General features: G+C 61.4%; 6 protein-coding genes. 1 reads left to right on the top strand and 5 read right to left on the bottom strand.

Annotated features, from left to right (window positions below; translation table 11 throughout):
* The 3 genes from WFJ47_RS16340 to WFJ47_RS16330 all read right to left on the bottom strand — a co-directional run.
* A partial coding sequence (locus tag WFJ47_RS16340; protein ID WP_336764417.1) for a hypothetical protein occupies nucleotides 1–638 on the bottom strand: 638 nt, incomplete at its 3' end.
* A gap of 27 nt (nucleotides 639–665) precedes the next feature.
* Nucleotides 666–1,157 carry a MobC family plasmid mobilization relaxosome protein gene (locus WFJ47_RS16335; protein WP_336764415.1) on the bottom strand — a complete coding sequence of 164 codons (492 nt, stop codon included), beginning with the start codon at nucleotides 1,155–1,157 and terminating at the stop codon, nucleotides 666–668.
* A 265-nt stretch (nucleotides 1,158–1,422) separates the two neighbouring features.
* Complete coding sequence (locus tag WFJ47_RS16330; protein WP_336764413.1) at nucleotides 1,423–1,737, bottom strand: helix-turn-helix transcriptional regulator; 315 nt, start codon at nucleotides 1,735–1,737, stop codon at nucleotides 1,423–1,425.
* A gap of 306 nt (nucleotides 1,738–2,043) precedes the next feature.
* Between WFJ47_RS16330 and WFJ47_RS16325 the strand changes: the two genes are divergently transcribed.
* Entirely contained in the window at nucleotides 2,044–2,637 is a 594-nt protein-coding gene (locus WFJ47_RS16325; protein ID WP_336764412.1) for a recombinase family protein, read from the top strand.
* Nucleotides 2,638–2,669: 32 nt separating this feature from the next.
* On the opposite strand, the gene WFJ47_RS16320 is transcribed toward WFJ47_RS16325, so the two are convergent.
* Together WFJ47_RS16320 and WFJ47_RS16315 are read right to left on the bottom strand one after the other, a co-directional pair.
* Nucleotides 2,670–3,572 (bottom strand): hypothetical protein, encoded by a 903-nt coding sequence (locus WFJ47_RS16320; protein WP_336764410.1) that lies wholly within the window; start codon nucleotides 3,570–3,572, stop codon nucleotides 2,670–2,672.
* 10 nt (nucleotides 3,573–3,582) lie between these two features.
* Nucleotides 3,583–4,704, bottom strand: a 1,122-nt coding sequence (locus tag WFJ47_RS16315) for a hypothetical protein (RefSeq protein ID WP_336764408.1), incomplete at its 5' end; no start/stop codon positions are given.

Genomic DNA, 4,704 nt, shown 5'->3' with positions numbered 1-4,704 from the left:
ATACGACGTGATTGCGAGGTGTAGGCTGCACGTGGAAGGGGTCGTGACGCGTGTTCTGAATTGGAAGGAGCAGATGATGTGTCAGGAGATGCTGGGACTGATAGTTGCTCATTAATGGTAACAGGTCTTTCTATGAGTACCTCAACGCGCTCCGCTTCTGGCGTCTTTCCTTCCTGACGCAGGGCTCTGGCAATGGCCCGGTCATGCCGACCCGGTACCAGTGGATGCCCCAGACGAATTTCCTCGAGACGGGCGCATTTCTCCAGACGCTGCCAGGAGAAGCGCGAGCTCAGCACATGATTGTCCTGCCATTCGGGCAGAAGCAGATGGCCATGGGTGCTGCCATCCTTCTGATGCACGACCAGCGTCATGCGCTCCCTGTCCGCCTGCAACTCATCGCAGAGCCTGGCGGCAAAAGACGCGAGAGCCTCGTCACTCATGGGCTCGGCAGGGTTGAAGGCGATATGACGCAGGCCATAGCGTATGCCCTCACGTCTTGCTTCCTTCATCCAATCGGCCAGACACCAGTCACTGCCGCAGATAACGCGTATGGCCTCATTCCTCGCGCCCCGAAGCACATGACGTGAAACGGCCTGATGACCGCTGCTGGTCCGGATGCGGGTTTCCTGCACAATCATGCGTCCCCCTCCGGAGTTCGAGGAGGCTTAGTGCAGTGTTGTGGGCGAGGTCGCTATCGGCTGGGATACTTCCGCCTCTGTCCCTGTCTCTGGTTCGACCAACTGGCGTGGTCGAGACGTCCTCCTTGCCCTCGTCACCCGCAGGGATTTGAGCAGGACATCGACACGGTTCTTTGTCTTTTCCAGCACATCCAGAACATCCCCCGCCCGGACGGCGTCGCCACAATGGGCCGAATGAGCCAGCTGATTGAGGTTGTTGCCAATGCGCCCAAGCTCGCCCCGCAACTTGCATAACGAGGCGCCCACCGCCATCCCGTCATGACCGGTCAGGGCGGCTTCCTTCAGCAGGGAGCGCACCCAGAGGGCAGTGGTCTCATGACCCAGAAGACGCGCTGTACCGGCCCACGCAGCGAGCTCGTCAGGCGAGGCACGAACCGACAGGCGGGACGAGCGGGCAGGGCGGGACAGGCTGAGGACAGGATGCGTCACGGGCACAGGAACATGGGGCGAGGCAGACATGGGATGCGCTTTCCATCAAGGGGGTCAACGGGGGCGACAGCCCCCTTGCCAGCTGCTTCGTGCACCCAACGGGTAGCCACGAAGCACTGCTGGCTCAGGGGAGCCAACCTATGACCTCATGATAGAACAGGACGGGAACAGATGCCGGATGGACCAGGCGGCTTCTGACAAACCCCATGCAGAACGAGAGGAATTTTCTGCCTTCCGTCTGAGAAGAAACCGTTCTCTTGCGGGCTGTCCCCTCCGGTCTCCCGGAGAACTTTCCTTAGCTTGCCCCGGTCTCCTGTGACGCAGTCTCAGCGGTATCAGCATCGGCAGCGGCAGCAGCGGCGGTCTTCGGTTCCTCGACGGCCTTCAGTCTCACACCGGGGCCGAACTGCGCATCCGCCGGGATGAACACCGCCCCGCAGGCTTCCAGCGTTTCACGCATGGCCCGCAGAGTGCGGATATGGGGTGTGCGGGCATTGGTCTCGAAATCGGCCACGGTGCGATGCGCCATCTCGGCCATCTTGGCCAGGTCACGCTGCGAGAGACCCAGCATGGCACGGGCGGCACGGCATTGCGAAGCAACAAGCGTCATGGAGGTCTCCGTAGAGGTAAGGGCAGGGGGTGGAAGAGAAGAGGGAGAGGAAGAGAGACAGGCGATAGGGATAGAAAATAGGGCAGGGATATTAATGCCGATACTGCCTCATATGCGCCGCTTTCGGAAGGTACCCGGACGGTTTTCTGGAAAAAAGCCGGGGTTTTTACGTGGTTTAGTGTGCTTAGTATGAAATAAGGAGTCCATATAAGTATGTTGGGAGTCCAAATATGGTTTGGAGTCCAAACACGTTGACTGTGACATAAGAACGCCGCTATCTGTCGTCTCAAGAAGGAGAACGCAGTCATGGCGCGCTATGGATATGCCCGTGTGTCGACCGATATGCAGAGTGTCGACGCCCAGCTTCCCGCCCTCGAAGCCGAGAAGCTGGACATGATTTTCGTCGAAACCGTGTCAGGTGCCGTGCCTGCCAGGGAGCGTCCCGTCCTCGCCTCGCTGCTGGACCGGCTCCAGCCTGACGACAGTCTAGTGGTGGTGCGTCTCGACAGGCTCGGGCGCGATGCAATCGATATGCTGCAGCTCGTCTCCGCGCTGGATGAGCGCAACGTCAGAGTGCGTATTCTCTCGCTGGGCATCGAAACAGGCACGGCCAATGGACGCCTGTTCCTCACCATCCTGATGGCAATAGCCGAGTTCGAACGCGAGCTCATTCGCGAACGTACCCGGGCGGGGATTGCGGCAGCGCGGGCGGCAGGGCGTCGCATCGGACGGCCCCGTGCGCTGACACCGGCGCAGACCCGGCACGTGAGGGCATTGGCGGCACAGGGTCTGTCCATCCGTGACATCGCGTCCGTCATGAATGTCGGGCGCGCTACTGTGCATCGAGCGCTGCAGGGCGAGGCTGGACCGCAGCGGGCTGGGCAATCATCCAGCGCCTGAGCCTGAGCCTGACGCTGGAGTGGTGTGTTGCCTCAGTGACGGGGCCTTTGCACCAGCGTGAGACCTGCCAGCCCGCAGGCGGCGACAAGTGCAAGCCAGTAGCCGCTGTTCCATGAGGTGGCATCAATCAGCGCGGTCGCCTGCTTCTGCACCATGGCCTGCAAATCATGTTGCATGGCGGCATTACCGCCGAAACCGCCAAGCAGCTGACCCGTGCTCTGGGCTGCCTCGGCTGCGAGATGATGCAGCCTCGCATGCACGACCAGAGGCAGGGCGAGTAGCAGGAGCAGCGGCAGGGTATTGAGCAGCCTCGCCCGGGCAAAACCCAGCCATGGTGTCACCCAGGGCAGGAGCGTGATGGCACCGCCGAGCAGGCGCCAGAAGCCGAACTGCACCGTGATGCCTGCACCTCCCGTCTGCACGCCGAGCAGCTGGTTCAGCGTGTAATCGAGCCTCATGCCCAGCATGGTATTGCCTGCGTCGAGCGTCCATCCCGGCAGAACGTAGAACCCGAGCAGAACAGCCCCTGACATGACCATGCCGGGCAGGGTCATGCGGTCTTTCTGTTGACGCAGGTAGGGGAGCATCACAGCTCCCACTGAGCCACCATTGCTACGCAAGGTCTGACCGAATGCGCTCAGCGTTTCATTGGCCAGGACATCGCGCCCCAGAACATGGATGGACGCGATGCGTCCTTCCGGTGTCAGGGTAAAGCTGACTTTCTGGTTCAGGGCCGGGGCTGCCGCTCCCTGCCAGATTCCGGAGAGCGTGAACTCGTATTGTTTCCCGTCAGACACAAGAAGCCCCGGCTGCGTGTCGGGAACGCGGATAATTGTGCCGCGATTTGCAAAGCCTAGCTGTAAATCAGTGGGTGCTTGGGCTGCGGGAGCGTCATAGGTATTGCCAGCGTTGGGCACGGAGGAGGGATGGTTCATCAGTCTGTCCTCACAGGGCGGGCTTTGCGGTGGCATGCGCGAGTTTGGCGTCAATGGCTGCATTGAGCTGCCGGATGATCTCGGCTGTGATGGCCTGTTCGGCACCGATATCCTCGGTCGTGATACTCAGGCTGCGCACGGCGGACGGGTTTTGTGGGACGACGCTGACAGCGATGCGCAGCCAGGCCTGTGTCGTGGCAGCGCGCGGGTCTGACGAGGGCGAAGGATCAATCCCGGTGCCATTCGCTTTCTCGACGACACTGCCGTTTTTGAGAGCGTAGAGCGCGGTCGCAGCACTCTCACCCGATAGCGGCGGCAGATGCGCCGTGTAGTGCGCGGTGAGCTCGGTCTTGAGGGCATCGTATCCCGGTGCATTGAGAGGCGGGTAGGAGACACTGCGCTCGATGCGGGTCACCACGCCGCCCATGACCGGTGGGGCGAGGGTGACATCGATCCTGTCGCTCTCGCGCTGGCAGGCCAGCGATGCCGGATAGGGCTGGCTCTCGATATCCACGCCCTTATGCGACGTTCGCAACGTCTCGGTCCGGATGCTCGGTTCTGTCTGGCAGTACTGGCGCAGCACGTTGGTGGCCTCGGGGGCGGACATGCCGAGCGACAATCCGAGTATGGAGGCCTGACCGATTGCATTGCTCATCCTCTGATAGGTGAGCTTCTGCGTCAGCGCGACGCCGCCATTATCCTGTGTCGCAGGAGAGGTTGGAGGCTGCGCGACGTGCCCCTGACCAAGGGCATTGGCCGCATTGACCATGTTGCGGCGGAAAGCCTCCATATCCTGAGCCTGAGCAAGCGGCGCTGAGGCCGCAGACAGCAAGAGGCAGGCGATGACGCGTTTCATGGTTTCTCCCGAAGTGATGTGACGCAGGCCATCACAGGGCCGGGACAGGTGTCGGTCTGAGCCGCCCAGGAAGTCATGGCAGGGCAATGTCAGGGCTATGGGTGAGCGGAAGCCCGACTTGCAAAACCATTGCCCTGACTGACTTTCTGGCGGTTCGACCTTGCCCTGGCCGGTTGTGATGACCGGTTCACAATCCGTCGGTTTCGGGACGGCACGGCATCGGTCGGTGCGTCCCGTCTCCAAACCGTGTTCCGAAATAACCGCGGGGGTTTTCAT

The sequence above is a fragment of the Asaia sp. VD9 genome, assembly GCF_037150015.1.
GTDB lineage: Bacteria > Pseudomonadota > Alphaproteobacteria > Acetobacterales > Acetobacteraceae > Asaia.
This window is presented reverse-complemented; position numbering and strand designations above follow the sequence as displayed.

Coding starts and splice junctions, on each gene's coding strand:
- WFJ47_RS16335 (WP_336764415.1), bottom strand. CDS start 1,157: ATGTCTGCCTCGCCCCATGTTCCTGTGCCCGTGACGCATCCTGTCCTC.
- WFJ47_RS16330 (WP_336764413.1), bottom strand. CDS start 1,737: ATGACGCTTGTTGCTTCGCAATGCCGTGCCGCCCGTGCCATGCTGGGT.
- WFJ47_RS16325 (WP_336764412.1), top strand. CDS start 2,044: ATGGCGCGCTATGGATATGCCCGTGTGTCGACCGATATGCAGAGTGTC.
- WFJ47_RS16320 (WP_336764410.1), bottom strand. CDS start 3,572: ATGAACCATCCCTCCTCCGTGCCCAACGCTGGCAATACCTATGACGCT.